General features: G+C 65.9%; 24 protein-coding genes. 2 read left to right on the top strand and 22 right to left on the bottom strand.

All coding sequences use genetic code 11. The features are described from left to right. Positions 1 to 8 precede the first annotated feature (8 nt). From DFR40_RS06770 to DFR40_RS06860, 19 genes are all read right to left on the bottom strand, one after another. The gene (locus DFR40_RS06770; protein WP_121457720.1) at positions 9 to 500 is read right to left on the bottom strand and encodes a CvpA family protein; all 492 of its coding nucleotides are present in this window, start codon (positions 498 to 500) and stop codon (positions 9 to 11) included. Beyond that, positions 497 to 1,231 carry an SPOR domain-containing protein gene (locus tag DFR40_RS06775; protein ID WP_121457721.1) on the bottom strand — a complete coding sequence of 245 codons (735 nt, stop codon included), beginning with the start codon at positions 1,229 to 1,231 and terminating at the stop codon, positions 497 to 499. Before DFR40_RS06775 ends, DFR40_RS06770 begins: the two co-directional genes overlap by 4 nt. 3 nt (positions 1,232 to 1,234) lie before the next feature. Next, positions 1,235 to 2,542: a bifunctional tetrahydrofolate synthase/dihydrofolate synthase gene (gene folC / locus DFR40_RS06780; RefSeq protein ID WP_121457722.1), complete on the bottom strand. Its 1,308-nt coding sequence runs from the start codon at positions 2,540 to 2,542 to the stop codon at positions 1,235 to 1,237. Further along, a complete protein-coding gene (gene accD / locus DFR40_RS06785; RefSeq protein WP_121457723.1) occupies positions 2,539 to 3,411 on the bottom strand; it encodes an acetyl-CoA carboxylase, carboxyltransferase subunit beta in 873 nt (290 codons plus the stop codon). The genes folC and accD overlap by 4 nt, the downstream gene beginning before the upstream one ends. After that, a complete protein-coding gene (gene trpA, locus DFR40_RS06790; RefSeq protein ID WP_121457724.1) occupies positions 3,408 to 4,214 on the bottom strand; it encodes a tryptophan synthase subunit alpha in 807 nt (268 codons plus the stop codon). The genes accD and trpA overlap by 4 nt, the downstream gene beginning before the upstream one ends. After that, complete coding sequence (trpB, locus tag DFR40_RS06795; protein ID WP_121457725.1) at positions 4,214 to 5,419, bottom strand: tryptophan synthase subunit beta; 1,206 nt, start codon at positions 5,417 to 5,419, stop codon at positions 4,214 to 4,216. The genes trpA and trpB overlap by 1 nt, the downstream gene beginning before the upstream one ends. Positions 5,420 to 5,538: 119 nt before the next feature. After that, on the bottom strand, positions 5,539 to 6,174 hold the full coding sequence (locus tag DFR40_RS06800; protein ID WP_121457726.1) for a phosphoribosylanthranilate isomerase: 636 nt from the start codon (positions 6,172 to 6,174) through the stop codon (positions 5,539 to 5,541). After that, on the bottom strand, positions 6,171 to 6,959 hold the full coding sequence (gene truA, locus DFR40_RS06805) for a tRNA pseudouridine(38-40) synthase TruA (RefSeq protein WP_121457727.1): 789 nt from the start codon (positions 6,957 to 6,959) through the stop codon (positions 6,171 to 6,173). Before truA ends, DFR40_RS06800 begins: the two co-directional genes overlap by 4 nt. After that, positions 6,956 to 7,543, bottom strand: coding sequence for a CbiQ family ECF transporter T component (locus DFR40_RS06810; RefSeq protein WP_170160170.1), 588 nt, complete (start codon positions 7,541 to 7,543; stop codon positions 6,956 to 6,958). The genes truA and DFR40_RS06810 overlap by 4 nt, the downstream gene beginning before the upstream one ends. Positions 7,544 to 7,609: 66 nt before the next feature. Then, on the bottom strand, positions 7,610 to 10,720 hold the full coding sequence (locus DFR40_RS06815) for a motility hub landmark protein FimV (RefSeq protein WP_121457729.1): 3,111 nt from the start codon (positions 10,718 to 10,720) through the stop codon (positions 7,610 to 7,612). A gap of 148 nt (positions 10,721 to 10,868) precedes the next feature. Beyond that, complete coding sequence (asd, locus tag DFR40_RS06820; RefSeq protein WP_121457730.1) at positions 10,869 to 12,002, bottom strand: aspartate-semialdehyde dehydrogenase; 1,134 nt, start codon at positions 12,000 to 12,002, stop codon at positions 10,869 to 10,871. A gap of 50 nt (positions 12,003 to 12,052) precedes the next feature. Then, the gene (gene leuB / locus DFR40_RS06825; RefSeq protein ID WP_121457731.1) at positions 12,053 to 13,108 is read right to left on the bottom strand and encodes a 3-isopropylmalate dehydrogenase; all 1,056 of its coding nucleotides are present in this window, start codon (positions 13,106 to 13,108) and stop codon (positions 12,053 to 12,055) included. 9 nt (positions 13,109 to 13,117) lie between these two features. Further along, on the bottom strand, positions 13,118 to 13,759 hold the full coding sequence (leuD, locus tag DFR40_RS06830) for a 3-isopropylmalate dehydratase small subunit (RefSeq protein ID WP_121457732.1): 642 nt from the start codon (positions 13,757 to 13,759) through the stop codon (positions 13,118 to 13,120). A gap of 7 nt (positions 13,760 to 13,766) precedes the next feature. Beyond that, complete coding sequence (locus DFR40_RS06835; RefSeq protein WP_121457733.1) at positions 13,767 to 13,895, bottom strand: entericidin A/B family lipoprotein; 129 nt, start codon at positions 13,893 to 13,895, stop codon at positions 13,767 to 13,769. Positions 13,896 to 13,910: 15 nt separating this feature from the next. Further along, on the bottom strand, positions 13,911 to 15,317 hold the full coding sequence (gene leuC / locus DFR40_RS06840; RefSeq protein ID WP_121457734.1) for a 3-isopropylmalate dehydratase large subunit: 1,407 nt from the start codon (positions 15,315 to 15,317) through the stop codon (positions 13,911 to 13,913). Positions 15,318 to 15,348: 31 nt separating this feature from the next. Continuing rightward, positions 15,349 to 16,536, bottom strand: a complete 1,188-nt coding sequence (locus DFR40_RS06845) for an MFS transporter (protein ID WP_121457735.1) — start codon at positions 16,534 to 16,536, stop codon at positions 15,349 to 15,351. A 37-nt stretch (positions 16,537 to 16,573) separates the two neighbouring features. After that, positions 16,574 to 16,837, bottom strand: coding sequence for an HP1242/YdcH family protein (locus DFR40_RS06850; RefSeq protein ID WP_121457736.1), 264 nt, complete (start codon positions 16,835 to 16,837; stop codon positions 16,574 to 16,576). A 52-nt stretch (positions 16,838 to 16,889) separates the two neighbouring features. Further along, a complete protein-coding gene (aroC, locus tag DFR40_RS06855) occupies positions 16,890 to 17,981 on the bottom strand; it encodes a chorismate synthase (RefSeq protein WP_121457737.1) in 1,092 nt (363 codons plus the stop codon). 65 nt (positions 17,982 to 18,046) lie between these two features. After that, positions 18,047 to 18,493: a CBS domain-containing protein gene (locus DFR40_RS06860; protein ID WP_121457738.1), complete on the bottom strand. Its 447-nt coding sequence runs from the start codon at positions 18,491 to 18,493 to the stop codon at positions 18,047 to 18,049. 254 nt (positions 18,494 to 18,747) lie between these two features. Here DFR40_RS06860 and DFR40_RS06865 point away from each other — a divergent pair, with 254 nt between their 5' ends. Next, a complete protein-coding gene (locus DFR40_RS06865) occupies positions 18,748 to 19,053 on the top strand; it encodes a helix-turn-helix domain-containing protein (protein WP_121457739.1) in 306 nt (101 codons plus the stop codon). A 43-nt stretch (positions 19,054 to 19,096) separates the two neighbouring features. On the opposite strand, the gene DFR40_RS06870 is transcribed toward DFR40_RS06865, so the two are convergent. Next, a complete protein-coding gene (locus DFR40_RS06870; RefSeq protein ID WP_121457740.1) occupies positions 19,097 to 19,927 on the bottom strand; it encodes a radical SAM protein in 831 nt (276 codons plus the stop codon). Positions 19,928 to 20,010: 83 nt separating this feature from the next. Here DFR40_RS06870 and DFR40_RS06875 point away from each other — a divergent pair, with 83 nt between their 5' ends. Then, positions 20,011 to 21,165 carry a patatin-like phospholipase family protein gene (locus DFR40_RS06875; RefSeq protein WP_121457741.1) on the top strand — a complete coding sequence of 385 codons (1,155 nt, stop codon included), beginning with the start codon at positions 20,011 to 20,013 and terminating at the stop codon, positions 21,163 to 21,165. A 3-nt stretch (positions 21,166 to 21,168) separates the two neighbouring features. Here the strand turns inward: DFR40_RS06875 and aroG are convergent, their stop codons facing one another. Both aroG and DFR40_RS06885 read right to left on the bottom strand, forming a co-directional pair. Beyond that, positions 21,169 to 22,257, bottom strand: coding sequence for a 3-deoxy-7-phosphoheptulonate synthase AroG (gene aroG, locus DFR40_RS06880; RefSeq protein ID WP_121457742.1), 1,089 nt, complete (start codon positions 22,255 to 22,257; stop codon positions 21,169 to 21,171). A gap of 52 nt (positions 22,258 to 22,309) precedes the next feature. Next, the gene (locus DFR40_RS06885) at positions 22,310 to 22,927 is read right to left on the bottom strand and encodes a c-type cytochrome (RefSeq protein WP_121457743.1); all 618 of its coding nucleotides are present in this window, start codon (positions 22,925 to 22,927) and stop codon (positions 22,310 to 22,312) included. Positions 22,928 to 22,957 lie beyond the last annotated feature (30 nt).

The following is a 22,957-nucleotide window of genomic DNA, read 5'->3' on the forward strand; positions in this document are numbered from 1 at the left end:
TTTCCTGATTAACTGAATCGAATTCGTTTGGCCAGATCGGCCGGCAACATCGGCTTGACTGCCAGCACCGCCGTTTCCAGCGGCGGCGCCAGCGTCGCGTCGCGCCACCAGGGCTGGCTGGGCGCCGCGGTCATGCCGCCGAGGGCGACCAGCAGCAAGGTCACCAGCAGGCCGCGAGCAAGCCCGAAGAACATCCCGAGCACGCGGTCCGAGACCGACAGCCCGAGCGCCTTGACCGCCTTGAGAATGAGGATGCGGACGATCGCCATGGCAATCAGCACGCCGAAGAAGACCAGCGTGCAGCCGATCAGCGCGCGCAGCGTCGGGTCGTCGACGCCGCCGGGCAGCATGGCGCCGAGCTCGGGGCCGAAGACGAAGGCGGCATAGATGCCCAGCCCCCAGGCGACCAGCGCGATGATCTCGCTGACCATGCCGCGCCACAAACCGAAACCGAGGGAAAGGACGACGATGCCGATCGCGATGTAGTCGAACAGCGTCATGACTTCGCTGTGACGACGCCGGAGACGCCGATCCGCTTCATCTTGTCGAGCGCCTTCTCGGCAGCTTCGCGGCTCGGGAAGGGGCCGGCGCGGACGCGGGTCTTCTTGCCCTGCGGCGAATCGAGCGGCTCGGTATAGGTCTTGATGCCGAGCTCGCCGAGCTTCTTGCGCAAGCTGACGACATTGGCCTCGTTGGCGAAGGCGCCGATGAGCACGACATGGGCGCCGCCAGCGGCGGCCGGCTCGGGCGCCTTGCCGGCGAGGATCGCGGCGGCGCGCCGGGCTTCCTCGTCAGCAGCCGGCTTGGCCGGCTCAGGCTTCTTCTCGGGCGCTTTCTCGGCTTTCTTCTCGAGCGGCTTTTCCGCCGGCTTGACCGGCTTGTCGACAGGCTTCTCGAGTGGTTTTTCGGCCGGTTTCTCGGGCGCCTTTTCCGGCATTTTTTCACTTTGCGGGCGGTCGACCGTCATCTTCGCCGGCGCCTCGACAGCCGGCGTCTTCGGCGCCGCTTCCGCGGCCGGCGCGCTTTCGACCGGGACGGCGACCATCGCCGGCGCGAAGGGTTTCTCGTCCTGGCCGGGAATGCGGATCTCGACATCCTGGACCGGCGGCCGCGGATCGTGGTCCATCAGCATCGGCAGCACCAGGGCGACCAGCGAGACGAAGAAGACGGCGCCGACCAGGCGGCGGCGGGCGCGTTTCTTGAGCTGCAGCTGAACGTCGTTGTCTTCCATCAATCAGGCTTTCCTGCCCAGCGCGTCGAGCGCGCCGGCCACCGTGTAGAATGATCCGAAGGCGAGGATTCTATCACTTTCCCCGGCTGCCTCCCGGGCCGCCCGCATCGCCTCGGCCGGCGTATCGTGGCAGACGATCTCGCCACCGACCCCGGCAGCGCGCACGATCTGCGCCAGTGCCGCGGCGGTGGTCCCGCGCGGCCCGGGCAGGCTGGCCAGGTGCCAGACGTCGACGCGATCCTTGAGCGGCGCCAGGGCACCGGCGATGTCCTTGTCGGCGAGCATGCCGAGCACCGCCCGGGTGCGGTCGAAGAAGCCCATGTTCGAGAGGTTGTCGGCGAGCACCTTGACCGCCTGCGGATTGTGGCCGACGTCGAGGACGATCGCCGGCTTGCCGGGAACGACCTGAAAGCGCCCGCTCAATTCGGTTTCGATCAAGCCCGGACGGATCGCCTGCATGGTTACCGGCAACTGCTCGGCAATGGCTTCCAGCGCGGCCAGCGCGACGCTGGCATTGAACAGCTGGGTCGGCCCGCGCAGCCCCGGGTAGGCCAGCGAGCGGCGCACGACCTGGGCGCCGCTACGGCACCACCAGCGCCACTGCAGGCGGTTTTCGGCAGCTTCGGCGCCGGGGCGTTCGAAGCCGAAGTCGCGGCCGATCAGGCGCAGGTCGGCGCCGATTGCCGCAGCATGGTCGAGCAGGCGTTGCGGCGGCTGCGGGTCGGCGCACAGCGCCGGCTTGCCGGCGCGGAAGATGCCGGCCTTCTCGAAGCCGATCGATTCGCGATCCGGCCCCAGCCAGTCGGTATGGTCGAGGGCCACGGTGGTGACGATGGAAACGTCGGGTTCGTAGGCGTTGACCGCATCAAGGCGACCACCAAGACCGACTTCGAGCACCGCCGCCTCGACACCGGCAGCGGCGAAGACTTCCCAGGCGGCGAGCGTGCCGAATTCGAAATAGGTCAGGGCGACACCGCTCGCCAGGCGCGCTGCCTCGACCTTGGCGAAGGCGGCGCAGAGTGCGGCGTCGTCGACCGGCACGCCGTTCAGGCGGACGCGTTCGTTGTAGGCGAGGATGTGCGGCGAGGTGTAGCAGCCGACCTTGTAGCCGGCGCGGTCGATGATGTTCTCGAGGTAGGCGCAGGTCGAGCCCTTGCCGTTGGTGCCGCCGACCACGATCACCGGGCAGTGCTGGACCTGGCCGAGCGCCGCCTTGACCTGGCGGATGCGATCCAGGCCGAGCTCGATGCCGGCCTGCCCCTTCGGATGCAGGCCCTCGAGATGGGCCAGCCAGTCGGCGAGAGTCTTCAAGCGGCGGCCGGCTGGTTGAGCAGCAGTGCCAGCGTCCGCGCGACCTGGTCGCGCATTTCGCGGCGATCGACGATCATGTCGATGGCACCCTTGTCGAGCAGGAACTCGGCACGCTGGAAGCCTTCCGGCAGCTTCTCGCGCACCGTCTGCTCGATGACGCGCGGGCCGGCGAAGCCGATCAGCGCATTCGGCTCGGCGATGACGACGTCGCCGACGAAGGCGAACGAGGCCGAGACGCCGCCCATGGTCGGGTCGGTCAGGATGGAAATGAACGGCTGGCCGACCTGCGACAGGCGGGTCAGCGCCGCCGTCGTCTTGGCCATCTGCATCAGCGAGAACAGGCCTTCCTGCATGCGCGCACCGCCGGAAGCGGCCACGCAGATGAACGGCGTCTTCTGCTCGATCGCGACATTGACCCCGCGCACGAAGCGCTCGCCGAGCACCGAACCCATCGAACCGCCCATGAAGTCGAACTCGAAGGCGGCGGCAACCGCCGGAATGTTCTTGATCGCGCCCTGCATGACCACCAGCGAATCGCTTTCGCCGGTATCGCGGTTGGCATCCATCAGGCGATCCGGGTACTTCTTCGAATCCTTGAACTTGAGGCTGTCGACCGGCACCACCTCGGCGCCGATCTCGAAGCGGCCTTCCGGATCGAGCAGCAGGTCGAGACGCTGGCGGGCATTGATGCGATGGTGATGACCGCACTTCGGGCAAACCTGCAGGTTGTTCTGCAGGTCGGTCGCGTAGAGCACCGCTTCGCAGGCCGGGCACTTGCTCCACAGGCCTTCGGGCAGGTTCGTGCGGCGTTGCGGACCGCCCTGCTCACGCTTGATCTTCGGGGGCAACAGTTTGTTCAACCAGCTCATTTCTTCACCTCATCAACACCGCGACGGATTTCGGCAACCAATGTCCTGACATTGGCGCAGGCCGTCTCCACGGTCGACTTCTCGATTTCTTCAATAATCCGGCTGCCGACGACGACGGCGTCGGCAAAGGCGGCAATACGGGCGGCCGTTGCGGCATCGCGGATGCCGAAACCGACCCCGACCGGCAGGCCGGTCTGGGCGCGGATCGCCGGCAGCCGCTCGGCGACGGCATCGACGTTGAGCGCGCCGGACCCGGTGACGCCGGCCAGCGACACGTAATAGACATAACCGCTGGCGATCTTCGCCACCTGGGCGATGCGTTCGACGGTCGACGTCGGCGCGATCAGGAAAATCGGATCCATGCCGCAGGCCTGCATCGCCGCGCCGAACTTGGCCGCCTCTTCCGGCGGGTAATCGACCACCAGCACGCCATCGACGCCGACGGTCGACGCCGCCTGCGCGAACTTTTCCAGGCCCATCGCCTCGATCGGGTTGGCGTAGCCCATCAGCACCACCGGCGTCGTCGCGTCGGTCTTGCGGAATTCACCAACCAGCTGGAGCACCTTGCGCAGCGTCATGCCCTTGGCCAGCGCCCGTTCGGAGGCACGCTGGATGGTCGGGCCGTCGGCCATCGGGTCGGAGAAGGGAACGCCGAGTTCGATCACGTCGGCGCCGGCCTCGACCAGCGCGTGCATCAGCGGCAAGGTCAGCGCCGCATCCGGGTCGCCGGCGGTGATGAAGGGAATCAGCGCCTTGCGGCCTTGGCCATCGAGGCGGGCGAATGTTTGTTGGATGCGCGACATCAGAACTGGATCCCCGATTTTTCGGCCACGGTATGCATGTCCTTGTCACCCCGGCCGGAGAGGTTGACCAGCAGGATCTTGTCCTTGGGCAGCGTCGGCGCCAGCTTGGCGGCGTAGGCCAGGGCGTGGCTCGACTCGAGCGCCGGGATGATGCCTTCGAGGCGGCACAGGTCGTGGAAGGCCTTGAGCGCCTCGTCGTCCCGGATCGGCTGGTATTCGGCGCGGCCGATGTCCTTCAGCCAGGCGTGTTCCGGGCCGACGCCGGGGTAGTCGAGACCGGCCGAGACCGAGTGCGTCTCGATGATCTGGCCGTCCTCGTCCTGCAGCAGGTAGGTGCGGTTGCCGTGCAGCACGCCGGGCACGCCGGCGGTCAGCGAGGCGGCATGGCGGCCGGTGTCGACACCGTCGCCGGCGGCTTCGACGCCGATCAGGCGGACGTTTTCCTGGTTGATGTAGGGATAGAAGATGCCCATCGCGTTGGAACCGCCGCCGACCGCGGCAATCACCGCATCCGGCTGGCGCCCGGTCATTTCCGGCATCTGCTCGAGGCATTCCTCGCCGATGATCTTCTGGAAGTCGCGCACCAGCATCGGGTAAGGATGCGGGCCGGCGACCGTGCCGATGATGTAGAAGGTGTTGTGGATGTTGGTGACCCAGTCGCGCATCGCTTCGTTGAGCGCGTCCTTCAGCGTCTTCGAGCCGGATTCGACCGGGACCACCTTGGCGCCCAGGAGCTTCATGCGATAGACGTTGGCGGCCTGGCGACGCACGTCCTCGCTACCCATATACACCACGCACTCGAAGCCGTAGCGAGCGGCCACCGTGGCCGTTGCCACGCCGTGCTGGCCGGCGCCGGTTTCGGCGATGACGCGCGGCTTGCCCATGCGCTTGGCAAGCAGGGCCTGGCCGATGCAGTTGTTCACCTTGTGCGCGCCGGTGTGGTTGAGGTCCTCGCGCTTGAGGTAGATCTGGGCGCCGCCGAGCAGTTCGGACCAGCGCTTGGCGTGGTAGATCGGCGACGGACGGCCGACGAAGTGCTTGAGCTCGTACTCGTACTCGGCGCGGAAGGCCGGGTCGGCCTGGGCCGCGGCGTAGGCGGCCTTCAGCTCGTCGAGGGCGCCGAACAGCGTTTCGGCGACGAAGACACCGCCATAGGGACCGAAATGGCCGTGTGCATCGGGAAAATCATAAGGGATCGTGGACATCGAATAACTCCTTGAAAAAAGTGGACGCAAAGGAACTGCCGCCCAACCTCAAGGGTGATTGGCCAGATGGCGCCGCCAACAGGTTCGGGTGATACCCCCCGCGGATTCCCGCATTTTCCTCATCCTTCGCTGATCGCCGCATCCGCCGCCCGGACGGCGGCAACAAAAGCCGCGATCTTGTCGTGATCCTTGATGCCCTTGCCCGCTTCGACGCCGGAGGAAACATCGACCGCATCCGGCCGGACCCGGGCAATGGCGTCGCCGACGTTGTCCACGGTCAACCCGCCGGAAAGCACCAAAAACCCCGGCAAGCCCGGCGGAATCAGCGTCCAGTCGAAGACATGGCCACCGCCGCCATAACCGTCAACGAAGGCATCGAGCAACAATCCCCGCGCATCGGAATGCGAGCGCGCGAATTCTACCAGATCGAGCCCCGGCCTCACCCGCGCCGCACGCAGCCAGGGTCTGGCGAAGCTGCGACAATAATCCGGCGCTTCGTCGCCGTGGAATTGCAGCAGGTTGATCGGCACTTGGGCACAGGTCGCCGCGACTTCGCCGGCAGGCGCATTGACGAACAGCCCGACGATGTCGACGAAGGGCGGCACCCGGCGCGCCAGTTCGGCCGCCCGCGCCGGCGCAACGTAACGCGGGCTGGGCGGATAGAAGACAAAGCCGATGGCGTCGGCGCCGGCGGCGACCGCCGCGTCGACATCGGCCTCGCGGGTCAGGCCGCAGATCTTGATGCGGGTTTTCATGTCAGCAATCCATCGAGAAAATCGTCGGTCGGCTCGGGCAGTCCCCACTCGGGCGCATAAACCGGGCCGCGGAAGTACAGGCCGTCGGGCGAGAACGTCGGCGCCGCCCGGGTGCGGTCGCGCTGTTGCAATAACTCGTCGATCCAGGCCGGCGGCTGCGCGCCCTTGCCGACATGCACCAGCGCCCCGACCAGGTTGCGCACCATGTGGTGCAGGAAGGCCGAGGCGGCGAAGTCGAAGACGAACATCGCCCCCTGCTGGCGGACGCTGGCGCCGGTCATCAGCTTGACCGGCGATTTGGCCTGGCACTGTGCCGCCCGGAAGGCCGAGAAATCGTGCTCGCCAGGCAGTCGACCGCAAGCGTCCTGCATCGCTGCCAGGTCGAGCGGCAGATGGAACCAGCCGACCCGCCCCTGCCACAGGCCTGGACGCTGCGGCCGGTTGAGCAGCAGGTAGCGGTAACGCCGCCCGTGCGCGCTGAAGCGGGCATGAAATTCGTCGCTGACCGGCTGCGCCCAGCGCACCGCAACCCCAGCCGGCAGGTGCGTATTGACGCCGCGCACCCAGGCCGACAACGGGCGCTCGACCGGGGCATCGAAATGCACCACCTGCTGCGTCGCGTGCACGCCGGCATCGGTCCGCCCGGCGCACAGCGTCGCCACCGGGCTACCGGCGATCGTCGCCAGCGCCGCCTCGAGCGCATCTTGGACGGTACCGCCGCCGGCCTGGCTTTGCCAGCCGTGAAACGGCGCACCGAAATACTCGACCCCCAGCGCCACCCTCATGCCAGCACCGCCACCGTCAGCAAGACCGCCGCCACCGCCACCAGCAGGCTGTCGCGCCCGGCCCAGACAGCGCCGGCCAAGCGGATCGTCTGCGGGCCGCCGGCGAAATCCGGCTCGCCGACGAGAATGCGCCGCCAGGCGCCTTTCTCCTGCGGCTGCTGCAGGCGTTCGAGCACCAGCGCCAGGCGGACGACCAGCCGTTCGCTGTCGAGCCCGAGGCGGCGCAGCGGCGCCAGCAAGCCCCACAGCCCGGCAAGCAGCCCGTCGCGGCCGAGGCGGACGAACAGCCAGGCCAGGCAACCGAGCATGACGACCAGGCGTACCGCGTGCAGACTGGCCTCGGCCAGGCCTTCGTAAGTCGGCGCCCAGGCCTGGTCGGCCCAGGCCTCGCCAGGGGTGTTGTAGGCCAGGATCAGCCACAGCGTCAGCAACAGCCAGCGTGCACGGCGGACAAAGCCGGCCCAGGCGGCGCCAACACCGGGGACCAGCAGCAGCAGGACAGCAGCGAGCAGGCCCGGGTAGTCGAGGTACTGGACCGCGACGACGGCGGCTAGCCAGAGAAGCAAAGCGGCAGATGGATGCAAGGTGAAGCGGCTCCGGAAATGCAAAAGGCCCCGAACGGGGCCTTTTGCCGATCGCAAGACGGGATTTTACCCGCCAATGCGCCCGAGGATCGCCTGCGCCTGCTCGACCAGGTCGGGCGAGCCTTCGCCGAGGACCTCCTGGAGCAGTTCGCGCGCCCCCTCGAGGTCGCCCATCTCTTCGTAGGCCTTGGCCAGGTCGAGCTTGGTATTGACCTCTTCCCAGTGCGCGTCGTGCACCGCGGCCGGTGCAGCCGGCTCGGCTGCCGGCGCTTCCGGCGCCGCGACCTCGGCCGGAGCGGCTTCCGCTGCCGGCGGTTCGGAAAGATCGAGGCTGATCGCGCCAATGTCGAACTCCGAAGCCATCATCGGCTGACCGAGGAAGACGGAATCACTGAGCTTGACATCGAAATCCATGTCGTCCGGCGTACCGGCGACCGGGTTGACCACGGTACTGACCAGATCCGGGGCGTCGATTTCCAGCGACAGGTCTTCGCCGGCAGAGGTTGCGGGCAGCGCTTCCGGCACAGCGTCCACCGCCGGCTCAACCGGCTGCGGCTGTTCGGCCGGCTGTTCGGCGGCGACATCGGCCACCGGCGTTTCCTCGACCGACGGCAAATCGTCGAGCGAGAAATCGGTATCCACCGCCTGGCCGAAACCCGGGCCGCCGGAAATCACCAGCGTGCCTTCCGGCGAGAAATCCGGCGTCGCATCGGCGTCGCCGGCAGACTCGACCGGCTCCTCGACCGCCAGATCGAGCGTCGCCAGGTCGACCACCGGCACCGACCCGGCCTCTGCCGGGGCATCGGCCGGCGTATCGCCGCCGACCATGCCGCTGAGGTCGAAATCGAGCGCATCCGGTGTCGCCTCGGCGGTCACCACGGTATCGACGTAGTGCTCTTCAGCCACGGCTTCGGGCGTCGCCTCGACGACGTCGACGGCCTCGACCGCAGTTGCCACTGTCGCCGCATCGCCGAGATCGAAGTCCAGGCTCATTTCATCGACCGGCAGCGCGTCGACCGAAGCCGCGTCCGGCATATCCAGGGCTTCGGCAAAGACCGGGTCGGCCTCCGCAGAAAATTCCGGGACATCGAACACCGGCGTCGGAACCGGTTCGGCCGTCGGCTGGTCGGCGGTAACGTCGGCGACCGCGAGTGCTGCGGCAGCTGCAGCAGCAGCCCCGGCAACGACGGTCGCATCCGGATCGAAGGACTTTTCCGCGGCCGGCTTGGCGGCCAGACTGGCGCCGCCGTACAGCGGGTTGCCGGGGTCGATCTCGGCGCCGAGTGCGGCGACCTTTTCCCATTCCGGGCCGAGTCCGGCCGACTGGGCGTAAAGCTCGCCGGCCAGCGTTTCGAACTGCTTCAGACTGCGGCGATTGGCGTAGATTTCGAGCAGCTTGGCGTGGATCGCCAGGCGATTCGGATCCTTCTGCATGGCCTCGAGCAGGATTTCCTCGGCCTGCGCATCGCGGCCGTAGGCCATGTAAACATCGGCCTCGGCGACCGGATCGACCTCATCGGTATCGATCGTGCCCGGGCCGGCCTGGCTGAACTCGCCGGTATGCGGCGGCGTGCTGCCGGTATCGACGCTCTGGCCACCGGTCATGCGGAAGACCGAATTCGGACCGAGGCTGGACGGCGAAGGCACTGCCGTCGTCTGCGTCGGCGCAGCTGCGGCCTCGCCCTTGCGCCGGCGATAGAGCAGCAAGCCGGCCAGCAGCGCGATGGCGCCGGCGCCACCGGCAAGCGGCAACGGATCTTCGAGCAGCGCATCGAGCATCCCAGGCTCTTCGACCGGCACCGGTTCGACCGGCGGCAAGGTCGGCTTGGCCGGCTCGACCGGCTTTTGCTCGACCGGGGCCGGCGCTGGCGGCGCCGTTTCGGCGGGCGCCGCCGGACTGACCACGGGCGCCGGGGTGGGCGGCGGCTCGACGGGCGGGGCCGCCTTCTCCACCGGCGCCGCCTTCTCCACCGGCGCTACCGGCGCGAGCGGCGCCGGGGCGGGTTTCTCGACCGGCGCCGCCGGCTTTTCGAGCTCGGCCAGGCGCTGGTTCTTCATTTCGAGCAGCTTCTGCAACTCGCCGAGATTCTTCTCGAGCTGCGTCACCCGAGCCTGCGATTCCTGCAGCGCCTTTTCCGCAGCGATGCGGTCGACATCGCGACTGCCCGGCGCATCGGCGCGCGCCACCTTGACCTGATCCTTGGCACTATCGGTCGACGGCAGTTTTTCGTCGATTTTCGGCGTGATCCGGCCGCTGGTACTCTGCGCTGCCGGCGCGTCGTCGCGTGCCGGCGCATTGCTCGCCGCGCTCGCCATCTTGCGCCGGTAAGCGGAAAAATCGCCGGAGGACACATAAATCTGCCGCGCCTCCTTGTCCGATACCGCGGCAACGCTCGCCGCATCGGGAATGTTCAGGATGGCCCCCGCCTTGAGGCGGTGAATGTCGTTCTCGATGAAGGCTTCGCGGTTGTTGCGATAGAGCCCGACCAGCATCTGCTCGAGCGAAACGCCCGCGTACTGGCGCTCGGCCGCAATCTTGCGCAAGGTGTCGCCCTTTTCGACCAGGCGGGTAGCGCCGTCGGCAGCTGCCGCGGGCTTGGCCGGGGCCGGCTTGTCGACAGGCGCGACCGGCGCCGGCAGATCGCGAGCCGGACGCTGCGGACGCGCCACCGCTTCGGGCACGACCGCGCCGCCACGCACGGTTTCCACCAGCTTGGCATCGACGCTGCTACGCGTGCCCTGGGGCGCGGCGAATTCCGGGGGATCGAGGAGGAAGGTGTATTCGCGGACCAGGCGACCGGCCGGCCAGTTCAACTCGACCAGAAAATCGAGGAAAGGCTCGTTGACCGGGCGCAGCGAGCTGAGCTTGAGCACCGATTTGCCGTTGGCCCGCTTTTCAACCACGAAGCGCAGGTCGCTCAGCGACGAGGCGTAGTCGATGCCGGCCTGCTTGAATACGTCGGGCGGCGCCAGGCGCGCCGTCATGCCGACCAGTTCTTCACCTGTCGCCGCAATCTCGACTTCAGCCTTCAGCGGCTGCCCGAGACTGGAGAACACGGTCAGCTTCCCGAGTCCGGCCGCATCGGCGGCCGTGGTCGCAAGCGACATACAGGAAGCGACGGCAAGCGCCAGCGCACATTTCTTGAATTTGGAAGAATTGTTGTCGGTCACGGCCATGCCCTGAGCGTATAACTTGGGAGAATCAAATTAACATCATGGACTTAGCAATGCAAGCTAAACCCGCTTCTCAGTAGCTGACTTTTTGCATATACCCAACAAATAAAAAACGGGGCCGCAGCCCCGTTTGTTTGGCATAAAAATGACGTCAGGCGTCGAGCAGGATGCGCAGCATGCGGCGCAGCGGCTCGGCGGCGCCCCACAGCAACTGGTCGCCGCAGGTGAAGGCGGCCAGGTATTCCGGGCCCATCGCCATCTTGTGCAGACGGCCGACCGGCACCGTCAGCGTGCCGGTGACGGCGGCCGGGGTCAGCTCGCGCTCGGAGATCTCGCGATCGTTCGGCACGACCTTGGCCCACTGGTTGGCCTTGGCGAGCATGTCGGAAATCTCGTCGAGCGGCACGTCCTTCTTCAGCTTGATGGTCAGCGCCTGGCTGTGGCAGCGCATCGCGCCGATGCGCACGCACAGGCCGTCGATGGGGATCGAACCGGCCGTGCGGAAAGCCGGCTTGCCGAGGATCTTGTTGCATTCGGCGCCGCCCTTCCACTCTTCCTTGGACTGGCCGTTTTCGTAAGGCACGTCGATCCACGGGATCAGCGAGCCGGCAAGCGGCGTGTTGCGGAAGTTCTTCTTCGGGAAGCTGTCGGAGCGGATCGTCTCGGCAACCTTGCGGTCGATGTCGAGAATGGCCGAGGCCGGATCGGCGAGCAGGTCCTTGACCGAGTCGTGGATGACGCCCATCTGCGAGATCAGCTCGCGCATGTTCTGCGCGCCGGCGCCGGACGCAGCCTGGTAGGTCATCGAGGTCGCCCACTCGACCAGGTCGTTCTGGAACAGTCCGCCCAGGCCCATCAGCATCAGGGAGACGGTGCAGTTGCCGCCGATCCAGTTCCTGCCGCCCTTGGCCAGCGCGTCCTTGATCACGTGCATGTTGACCGGATCGAGGATGATCACGGCATCGTCGGCCATGCGCAGCGACGAGGCGGCGTCGATCCAGTGACCGCTCCAGCCGGCGGCGCGCAGCTTGGGGAAGACTTCCTTGGTGTAGTCGCCGCCCTGGCAGGTGATGATGATCTCGCAGGCCTTCAGCGCCTCGATGTTGGTCGCGTCCTGCAGCGGCAGGGAAGCTTCCTTGCCGCCGAAGACCGGCGCCTTGCCGCCGGCGGCGGACGTCGAGAAATAAACCGGATCGATATGGGCGAAATCGCCCTCCTCGACCATGCGCTGCATCAGCACGGAACCGACCATGCCACGCCAACCGACCAGACCAACCTTCTTCATCCTAGCTCTCCCAAAATGTCCCTGTTTAACGCGTCGACCGTGAAATCGGTTTACGCCAGCGCCGCCAGCACGGCGTCGCCCATTTCCTTCGTGCCGACCTTGTTGGTCCCGCGCTCGTAGATGTCGCCGGTACGATAGCCTTGGGCCAGCACCGTCTTGACTGCGTTCTCGACGCGCACCGCCTGCTCTTCCAGACCGAAGGTGTAGCGCAGCATCATCGCCGCCGACAGGATGGTCGCCAGCGGATTGGCCACGCCCTTGCCGGCGATGTCAGGGGCCGAACCGTGCGACGGCTCGTAGAGGCCCTTGTTCTTGTCGTCGAGCGAGGCCGACGGCAGCATGCCGATCGAACCGGTCAGCATCGAGGCTTCATCCGAGAGGATGTCGCCGAACATGTTGCCGGTGACCATCACGTCGAACTGCTTGGGCGCCTTGACCAGTTGCATGGCGGCATTGTCGACCAGCATGTGGCTGAGTTCGACGTCCGGATAATCCTTGCTCACCTCGATCATCACATCGCGCCACAGCTGCGTGCACTCGAGGACGTTCATCTTGTCCACCGAGCACAGCTTCCGGTTGCGCTTCTGCGCGGCCTGGAAGGCAACGTGGCCGATACGGCGGATTTCCGACTCGCTGTAGACCATGGTGTTGAAGCCGACGCGCTCGCCGTTCTCCTCGCGCACGCCGCGCGGCTGGCCGAAGTAGATGTCGCCGGTCAGTTCGCGGACGATCAGGATATCGAGGCCGGCGACGACTTCCGGCTTCAGCGTCGAGGCGTTGGCCAGTTCCGGGTAAAGGATCGCCGGACGCAGGTTGGCGAACAGGTTGAGATCCTTGCGGATGCCGAGCAGGCCACGCTCCGGGCGTTGCTCGCGGGGCAGGCTGTCCCACTGCGGGCCGCCGACGGCGCCGAGCAGCACGGCATCGGCCGCCCGCGCCAGCTTCTGCGTCGCTTCCGGATAGGGGTTGCCGGTCGCATCGACGGCACCGCCGCCAAGCAACGCCGTTTCCATCTCGAACTTGAGATCGAGCGCATTGAGTACCCGCACCGCCTCGGCAGTGATTTCCGGACCGATGCCGTCACCCGGCAGAACGCAAATCTTCATGAAAACTCCTTATTGGGCGAACAGCCAGGGCTGTTCGACGCGGCGCTTCTCTTCGAAGGCCTTGATCTTGTCGGCATGGCGCAGGGTCAGGCCGATGTCGTCCCAGCCGTTGATCAGGCATTCCTTGCGGAAGGCGTCGATCTGGAACGGAACGCCGTGGCCGTCGGGACGGACGACTGCCTGCGCCGGCAGGTCAACGACCAGCTTGTAGCCCGGCGTCGCCTCGACCTGCTGGAACAGCACCTCGATTTCGGCAGCCGGCAGCACGATCGGCAGGATGCCGTTCTTGAAGCAGTTGTTGAAGAAGATGTCGGCAAAGCTCTCGGCAATGATTGCCTTGAAGCCATAGTCGAGCAGTGCCCAGGGGGCGTGCTCGCGCGAGCTGCCGCAGCCGAAGTTGGCACGCGTCAGCAGCACTTCGGCACCCTGGTAGCGCGGCTGGTTGAGCACGAAGTTCGGATTCTTCGGGCGCTGCGAATTATCCTGGCCGGGCTGGCCGACATCCATGTAGCGCCATTCGTCGAAGGCGTTCGGGCCGAAGCCGGAACGCTTGATCGACTTGAGGAACTGCTTCGGGATGATCGCGTCGGTATCGACGTTGCTGCGGTCGAGCGGCGCAACCAGGCCCTCGAGGCGGACGAACTTTTCCATGGGCACCTTACCTGGTCGAACGCTGGATGGCTTCGCCACCCTTTTCGATGTCCTTGCCGATTCCCTGGACGGTATTGCAGGCGCTCAGGCCGAGCAGGGTGGTCACGGTCAACAGGGCAAAAACGACTTTTTTCATGATCAGCTCCTTAGGTCAGGAAATATCGCGAACATCGGCAAAACGCCCGGCAATCGCCGCAGCAGCGGCCATCGCAGGACTGACGAGGTGAGTCCGGCCGCCAGGACCCTGGCGACCTTCAAAATTGCGGTTCGACGTCGAGGCGCAGCGCTCGCCCGGTTCCAGGCGGTCGGCGTTCATCGCCAGGCACATCGAGCAACCCGGCTCGCGCCACTCGAAGCCGGCAGCGCGGAACACCTGGTCGAGGCCTTCTTCCTCGGCCTGGCGCTTGACCAGCCCGGATCCGGGCACGGCCAGCGCCAGCTTGACGTTGGCGGCGACATGACGGCCCTTGAGCACGGCGGCGGCCTGGCGCAGGTCCTCGATCCGCGAATTGGTGCACGAACCGATGAAGACCTTGTCGATGGCGATCGCTGCGATCGGCGTGTTCGGGTTGAGACCCATGTACTGCAGCGCGCGTTCCATCCCTTCGCGCTTGACCGGATCGCTTTCCTTGGCCGGATCGGGAACCACGGCATCGATACCGACGACCATTTCCGGCGAGGTGCCCCAGGTCACCTGCGGCCGGATGTCCTCGGCCTTGAGCGTGACCACGCGGTCGAAGCTGGCCCCCGGATCGGAATGCAGCGTGCGCCAGTAGGCGACCGCCCGATCCCAGGTCTCGCCCCTGGGCGAGAACGGCCGCCCCTTGAGATATTCGATCGTGGTGTCGTCGACGGCGACGAAGCCCATCCGGGCGCCCCCCTCGATCGCCATGTTGCACAGCGTCATGCGACCTTCCATCGACAGGCTGCGGATGGCGCTGCCGCCGAATTCGACGGCGTAGCCGGTACCGCCGGCGGTACCGATGGTGCCGATGATGGCCAGGGCCACGTCCTTGGCGGTGACGCCCTTGCCGAGCTTGCCCTCGACTGCGATCAGCATGGTCTTCGATTTCTTCTGCACCAGGCACTGCGTCGCCATCACGTGCTCGACCTCGGAGGTGCCGATACCGTGCGCCAGGCAGGCAAAGGCGCCGTGCGTCGAGGTATGCGAATCGCCGCAGACAACGGTCATGCCCGGCAGCGTGGCACCGTTTTCCGGACCGACGACGTGCAGGATACCCATCCGCGGATCCTTGAACGGGAAGTAGGCCAGTGCGCCGACCTCACGGATGTTGGCGTCCAGCGTCTCGACCTGCAGGCGGGAGATCGGATCCTTGATCCCTTCTTCCCAGTGGTCGGTCGGCGTGTTGTGATCGGGGGTCGAGACGATCGACGAAACCCGCCACGGCTTGCGACCGGCCAGCTTCAGGCCTTCGAAGGCCTGCGGGCTGGTCACTTCATGGACGAGGTGGCGATCGATATAGAGGAGCGCCGTGCCGTCCGCTTCCTGATGGACGACATGGTTCTCCCACAGCTTGTCGTAAAGTGTCTTCGACATGGGACCTGGCAGTGTGCGGTAAAGCCTTGAATTATTGCACAGGATCCGGCGTTTTTTCCGGTTTGGCCATGTCGACCGTGGCATCGTCGCCAACCCAGCGCCAGACGAGCAGGAATCCGGCAAGCGCGAAGGCGGCGCCGAGCGAAAAACTCCAGCCGGCGCCCCAGTCGTCCCAGGTCCAGCCGCTGACCAGCGCGCCGAGCAAACCACCGGCGCCGAAGGACAGGCTGGAGTAGAGCGCCTGCCCACGCCCCTGCGATTTCCCGGGGAACCACTGGTTGACCGCGGCAATCGCCGACGCGTGGTAGGCCCCGAAGGTCAGCCCGTGCAGCAGCTGGACAAAGACCATCGCGCCGACCGAGGCAACCGCCCAGCCCATCAGCAGGAAACGCACGACTGCCGCCAGGAAGCAGACGAGCAGGATCATACGCAGCGAGAAGCGCCGGGCGATCCGCGTCATCAGCAGGAAGATGCCGATCTCGGCGAGCACGCCGAGCGACCAGAGCAGGCCTACCGCCGTCTTGGCGTAACCGTTGCCGCTCAGGTGGATCGAAAAGAATACGTAGAACCCGCCATGCGCCGCCGACATGGCGAAGCACGCACCCATCAGGGCCAGCACGCGCGGCTGCCGGAGGATCCGGCCGATCGGCGCCTCGTCGCCGCCGACCGGGCGCTGCGGCGCTTCCGGCAGAACCAGCGCGCAACCGAGGATGCCGGCGAGGATCAGCGCACAGACCCAGAGCACGCCGACCGGCGCGACCCGGTCGAGCAGCGCGCCGGTGCCCATCACTGCGATGATGAAACCAACCGACCCCCAGACCCGGATGTTGCCGTAGCGCCCGCGTTCCTCGCGCAGGTGGTCGAAGGTCAGGGTCTCGACCAGGGGCAGCGCGGCACTCCAGAACAGGGCCAGCACCGCCATCGCGACGAGCATGCCGGGCAGCCGGTCCAGCCAGAAGAATGCGGAAAAGCCGGCCAGCCCGATCGCCCCGGCCAGCCGGATGACCGTGATGCGATGGCCGAAGTGATCGACCAGCCAGCCCCACAGATTGGGACCGAACATCCGCATCAACTGCATCTGCGACATCAGCAGACCGATATCCCAGGCCGAAAAATCGAGCGACTGGAGATACAGCCCGAAATACGGCGAGAAGGCGCCGATGAAGGCGAAATAGAAGAAGTAGTAACCCGACAGGCGCCAGCGCGGCAAGGCGTTCATGCCGCGCTCCTAGCGGCGGCGTCGGGCCAGGCGCAACTCAGCCGACCGACTGCTGGCCGGCGCGGAAAGCCAGCAGCATGTGATAGAGCTGGTCCTTCAGCTTGACGCGTTGCTTCTTCATGTCTTCCAGCGTGAAGTCGGCCACCGGCATGTCGTGCTCTTCCAGATCCTCGACCTTGCCGGTCAGCCGGTTGTAGCTGGCGAACTGGCGGGAGAACAGCGCATTGCCCGCCTTCAGGGCGATGATGGCATCGGCAAATTCGGGAAATTCGCTGTGAAGATCGTGATGGTCAACCTGCATGATGCTCCCCTTGGATATCACGGCCGACCCCGTGGCCGACCCGTGGAAAAGCTCAGCCGGGAATGCGCGGCGTCGTGCACACGACATCGCCACACTGCGCCCGGTGGCGCAAGGCATGATCGATCAGCACCAGCGCCAGCATCGCCTCGGCAATCGGCGTCGCCCGGATGCCGACACAGGGATCGTGACGCCCCTGGGTCGCCACTTCGACGGCGTTGCCATCGACATCGACCGAACGGCGCGCCTGGGCGATCGACGAGGTCGGCTTGATCGCCATGTTGACGACGATCCGCTGGCCGGTGGAAATGCCGCCGAGAATCCCGCCGGCGTGGTTGCTGGCGAAGCCCTGCGGCGTCATCTCGTCACCGTGCTCGCTGCCCCGCTGGGCGACCGCAGCGAAACCGTCGCCAATCTCGACGCCCTTGACCGCATTGATCCCCATCATCGCGTAGGCGATCTCGGCATCGAGCCGGTCGAACACCGGCTCGCCCCAGCCCGGCGGTACGCCGTCGGCAATCACGGTGATCCGGGCACCGACCGAATCGAGCGACTTGCGCAGATCGTCCATGTAGGCCTCGAGCGTCGGCACGATCTCGGCGTTGGGTGCAAAGAAAGCGTTGCCGTCGATCGCATCGGCGCTGACGAAAGGAATCTCGATCGGCCCGAGCGCGCTCATCCAGCCGCGGATGCTGACGCCGTAACGCTCCATCAGCCACTTGCGGGCAATTGCCCCGGCGGCAACGCGGACCGCGGTTTCGCGCGCCGACGAACGACCACCGCCGCGATAGTCGCGGAAACCGTATTTCTGGGTGTAGGTGTAATCGGCATGGCCGGGACGGAAAGTCGTCGCGATGTTGCCGTAATCCTTGCTGCGCTGGTCCTGGTTGCGAATCAGCAGGGCAATCGGCGTACCGGTGGTCTTGCCTTCAAAGACGCCGGAGAGAATCTCGACGGTATCCGGTTCGCGCCGCTGGGTCACGTGGCGCGAGGTGCCCGGCTTGCGCCGGTCGAGCTCGCCCTGGATGTCGGCCTCGCACAAGGCCAGCCCGGGCGGGCAGCCATCGACGATGCAACCGATCGCGGGGCCGTGCGACTCGCCAAAGGAAGTCACCGTAAACAGGGTACCGAAGGTATTGCCGGACATGAAAATCACACCATCTTGAGGAGGGCGGAGTGTACCACGCCGCCCCCTTGGCCCCGCCCGGGGACTCAGGCGGCCGAGTCTTCCGGCCAGTTCCTGATGTAGTTCTTGAGCAGGGCATTTTCCAGCCCCTGCTCTTCGAGCACCGCCTTGGCCACGTCAAGGAAGGAAATGACGCCGAGCAACTGCCCGCCCTCGAGCACCGGCAGGTAGCGCGAGTGCTTTTCGATCATCAGTCGGCGCAGATCATTGGCTTCCATGTCGGGGCAGACGGTCACCGGGTCGGCAACCATCACTTCGCCAATCGCCATCGCCGTGCCCGCACCGCCTGCCTTATTCAAGGTTTGCAGCACTTCGCGGAAGGTCACGATACCGGCCATGCGACCGTCCTTGATCACCACCAGCGAACCGACATCGAATTCGGCCATGGCCGCGATGGCGGCATCCAGCGTCTGTTCCGGCGTCGTCGTATACAGCGCCCCGCCTTTGACGCGGAGTATTTCCCTGACCAGCATGCTCTCTCTCCTAGTGCAGCGTTGCCGCCGTCCGGGCGATCTTAGATTAAGCCACCGCGAAGCGCAAAGCACTGACCGCCTTGATCGGCATCAATGACATTCAAGAGAAAAAAACTATCGGCGTCTTTAACAAAATTTATGGCTTTGACACTTGCCGAACGTCATAGCTGCATATACACTTTCGCATATGACTTAAGTAATACGTCGTTAAGACAGTCAGCTACGAATAGACCCCTCGCATAGGAGAGATTTCCATGACTTCCGTCAAAACCATCGAAAAGATCGACGCTCGCGAAATCCGTCGCAAGCTTGGCCTCAACCAGCAGCAATTCTGGTCCGCCCTGGGCGTGACGCAGAGCGGCGGCTCCCGCTACGAAAGCGGCCGCAACATGCCCAAGCCGGTGCGCGAACTGCTGCGCCTGGTGCACGTCGAACAGGTCGACATCAAGAGCATCAAGCGTGACGACTGGGAAGTCGTCGAATACCTGAAGGCGCAGGAGCCGGAGCTGTTCAAGTCGCTGAAGAAATCGGCGCGCAACCACGCCAAGAAGGCTGCCTGACCCCTCGCTCCCGCCGGGAGCGACGGCCCCGGGCCGACGGGCCTCACGGTGAGACGTTCACCCTGAGGCCCGTTTCTTTTTCGATGCGGGCGGCAAACGCGGCCAGCGTCTCGTACGGCAAGGCCGACAGGCGCGCCGCCGCAGGTTGCAGCGAGGGCCGCGCCAGCCCGTAGAGGTGCACACCGGCAAGCACGGGCGCCAACGGCCGCAACAACTCGCAATACGCCTGCTGCGAGGCAGCCGGCGGCGCCAGCCCATCAACGGCGAACCAGCAGGTTTGCACCCAGGTCCGCACCAATCCGGCACAGAGCCCGAGGTTTCGTGCCGCCTTTTCCGGCGACCAAGGTACACCATTGACCAGCGCAGCCTCGTCAGCCAGCGCCCGGTCCAGCTTGAACCAGACCTCGCCGCCCGCCGCACCGAGGCAGCGCAGGCCCTCCTGCACGACAGGGCGGTGCACCAGGCTGCCATTGGTGATCAAACGGATGGTCAGCCCCGGCGCCAGGCGGCCGACCAGACCGACAACAAGATCGATGGCCTCCGCAAACTCGGCGGCGGAAGTCGGTTCGCCGTTGCCGGAAAAAGCCACATCCATCAGGCGGCGCGCTGACTCCGGCACGTGATCGCGCATGAAATCGCCATGCAGGGCAGCATCGAGAAAGCCGGCCAGCTCGCGTTCGAGACGCTCGAGATCGAGCGGTGGCGGGCCACCGCGACTCAGGCCTTCGACCTGGCAATACACGCAGGCCCAGTTGCAGGCGTTGTTCGGATTGAGATTGACGCCCACCGAAACGCCGCCGGCGCGCCTGGAAACCACCGGGTAAACGTAGCGGAGGCCGGCGCTGTCGCGGCTGTGGTCGTCGGTACTGAGCATGCCTGCATTGTATAATCAGGGCATCCAATGGCGAACCGTTTCCCCATGCCCTATTTCCACAGGCTGGCTGTCGAATGACTGGAATGCGACCGACCCGCCAGGCCGGCACCAGACCGACGGCGCTGGTCCTGACCGGCGGCGGTGCCCGCGCTGCCTACCAGGTCGGCGTTCTCCTGGCGATCACCAGGCTGGCCGGGAAGCAACGCCGCTACAACCCTTTCCCGATCATCTGCGGCACCTCGGCCGGCGCCATCAACGCGGTCGGCCTGGCCTGCCGGGCCGACAATTTCGGCAAGGCCGCCGGCACCCTCGCCAATTTCTGGCGCAACATGCAGGCCAGCGACATCTACCGCGCCGATCCGATCGGCGTCGGCGCCTCGGGCGCCCGCTGGCTGTCGGCGCTGGCATTCGGCTGGCTGATCGGCCGGCCGCCGCGCTCGTTGCTCGACAACTCGCCGTTGCGCACCCTGCTCGAACGCCACATGGATTTTTCCGGAATCGACAGGGCAATCGCCAATGGCGCCCTGCAGGCAATCAGCATTGCCGCTTCCGGCTACGAGACCGGCGAAAACATCAATTTCTTCCAGGGACACGATGCCGCCGCTCCCTGGCACCGCGCCCAGCGCATCGGCATGCGTACGCAGCTGAAGGTCGACCACTTGCTGGCGTCGAGTGCCATTCCATTCATCTTTCCGGCGACGCGGATCAATCGCGAGTATTTCGGCGATGGCTCGATGCGCCAGATCGCCCCCCTCTCGCCGGCCATCCACCTCGGTGCCGAGCGCCTGCTGGTGATCGGTGCCACGCGGGCGAGCGAACAACGCGAGCGGGCGCACGTCGACGACTATCCATCGCTCGCCCAGATTGCCGGCCACGCCCTATCGAGCATCTTCCTGGATGGCCTGGCCGTCGACATCGAGCGCGTCGAACGGATCAACCGAACGCTGGCGGCGATCCCCGAAGACTTGCGCAGCAACGCCGGCATCAAGCTGCGGCCGATCGCGACGCTGGTCATTGCGCCCTCGGAAAAAATCGACCGTATCGCCGCCGAACATGCCAGCGCCCTGCCCTGGCCGATCCGCACATTGCTCGGCGGCATCGGCGCAATGAACCGGCACGGCGGCGCCCTGACCAGCTACCTGCTGTTCGAAAAACCGTTTACCCGCCGCCTGATCGACCTTGGCTACGCCGACACGCTGGCGCGGGCCGGCGAAGTCGGCGATTTCCTCGAACTCTGACGCCTAGTCGGCCTTGGCGACGCGACGGGCACGCACACCAGCAGCCAGGCGCTCGAGCACAAGGAGGCTGTCATCCCAGTGGATGCAGGCGTCGGTGATGCTCTGGCCGTAGGTCAGCGGTTTTTCCGGCGACAGGTCCTGGCGCCCCTCGACTAGGTGCGACTCGACCATGACCCCCATGATCCGCTCCTCGCCGGCAGACAACTGGGCGGCGACGCTGTCGCAGACTTCCATCTGCAGCTTGTACTGCTTGCGGCTGTTGCCATGCGAGAAATCGACCATCAGCCGCGCCGCCAGTCCGGCCTTGGCGATTTCCTGGCAGGCCGCGTCCACGCTGGCAGCGTCGTAGTTGGGCTCCTTGCCGCCGCGCAGGATGACGTGGCAGTCCTCGTTGCCCATCGTGGACACGATCGCGGTGTGCCCCGACTTGGTCACCGACAGGAAGTGGTGCGGGGAATTTGCCGAACGGATGGCGTCGACCGCGATCCGCATGTTGCCGTCGGTGCCGTTCTTGAAGCCGACCGGGCAGGAGAGGCCAGAGGCCAGCTCGCGATGTACCTGCGATTCGGTGGTGCGGGCGCCGATGGCGCCCCAGGCAATCAGGTCGGCGGTGTATTGCGGGGTGATCGTGTCGAGGAATTCGGTCGCGCAGGGCAGGCCGAGTTCGTTGATCTCGAGCAGGATGCGCCGGGCCAGACGGATGCCTTCGTTGATGCGGAAGGTATTGTCCATGCGCGGGTCGTTGATCAGCCCCTTCCAGCCGACCGTGGTGCGCGGCTTCTCGAAATAGACGCGCATCACCACGATCAGGTCGTCGGCATACTTGTCGGCCTCGCGAGCCAGACGCTGCGCGTATTCCATCGCCGCATCGTAGTCGTGGATCGAGCACGGACCGATGACCACCAGCAGCCGGTCGTCGGCACCATGCAGGACACGGTGGATGGCCTGGCGGCCGGCGTAGGTCGTCTGCGCGGCGCGCCCGGACGCCGGGTATTCGCGGAAAACGTGTGCCGGCGGCACCAGCTCCTTGATTTCCCTGATCCGTACGTCGTCGGTGACCGGTTTGCCCGTTGCCGTGCTGTTCGCTGCCATATCCTGAATCTTCCTGTGAATTTGCCGGGAACCGGCAATTCTACCGGAAGGCTCAGGGCAATTGCGTCAGGTAATGCGAGAGGGCGACGATGTCCTCGTTCTTCAGCGGCGAGGTGGCGATCGCCATCAGCTGGTTGTTGCGCACGCCGGTGCCGTCGCGGTAGTGAGTGATCGATTTCTTCAGATAGGGCTGCTGCTGGCCGGCCAGCCGCGGATAGAGCTCGTTGCCGCGGGCGTTCGGCCCGTGACAGCGGGCGCACAGCTTGTCGAACATCATCTTGCCGTGGGCGATCTGGCTGCTGTCGGCCTTCGACGGCGGCACCGTGACGCTGGCGTAGTAGAGGGCGATCTGGGCGCGTTCCTCATCGTTGAGGACCTTGATCAGCCCCTGCATGAACTGGTCCTTGCGCTCGCCGGCGCCGAACTTGCGGATCTGCTCGAGCAGGTAGGCAGGATGCTGGCCGGCCAGGTTGGGCACGTCGCTGGTCTTGGCGACGCCGCCTTCGCCGTGGCAGTTGGCGCAGAAGAAGCTGGCCTTCTTGCCGGCCGCGATCGCCGCCTGCAGGCTGGCAGGATCGGCCTGCAGGGTTTTCATGCGCTCATGTGCCGCCGACTGGGCGAACAACGGACCACTCGCCAGCAGACCGGCCAGAAACAGGATCACGCGCATGACTTGGCTCCAGAAAATGACAATTCGGAA

Origin of the sequence: Azonexus fungiphilus (assembly GCF_003634965.1) — a bacterium.
Lineage (GTDB): Bacteria > Pseudomonadota > Gammaproteobacteria > Burkholderiales > Rhodocyclaceae > Azonexus > Azonexus fungiphilus.